Consider the following 535-nt stretch of genomic DNA (forward strand, 5'->3'; position numbering starts at 1 on the left):
GCGGCCTCGTCGCGGTCCTGCTGGCGGCCGGCGCGGTCCTGCTGCTCGGCGTGGTCGGCGGCTGGCGCCGGATCGCCGGCCGCGCCGGGCTCCCCCGCCCCGGCTGGCGCCTGCCCCTGGCCCTGGCGGTCGTGCTGGTGCTCGGGGGCGCCGCCCAGGCCGCCGTGCTCGGGGGCCGCGGCGTCGTCGGGTCGGGACCGGGGACCGCGGCGGACGCCGAGCTCGTCGTGCTGTCGTTCAACACGTTCGGCGTCGTGGGCGCCGACGACCTGACGGCCCTCGTCCAGCAGCAGGACGCGGACGTCGTGGTGCTCGCCGAGACCTCGGGGGCCACCGCGCGGGACGTGGCCCGGGCGCTGACCGACGCGGGCCGGCCGACCACGGCGCTCGCCGCCGACGCCGTGGGCACGCGCGTCGACGGCGTCGCCCTGCTGGTGCGGGACACGCTGGGGGCGTACGCGCCGACCGCCGAGGGGCTGCCCGCCACCGAGCTCGGCACCTTCGCGGCCGTGCGCGACGGCGCGACGCCCGCGGC

At 81.1% G+C, this 535-nt stretch carries 1 protein-coding gene; it reads left to right on the plus strand.

Features of this window, described 5'->3' with window-relative positions; genetic code table 11:
• A partial coding sequence (locus FA014_RS20485; protein WP_195969410.1) for an endonuclease/exonuclease/phosphatase family protein occupies positions 1-535 on the plus strand: 535 nt, incomplete at both ends.

Source organism: Cellulomonas hominis (assembly GCF_005239125.1).
Classification (GTDB): domain Bacteria; phylum Actinomycetota; class Actinomycetes; order Actinomycetales; family Cellulomonadaceae; genus Cellulomonas; species Cellulomonas hominis_A.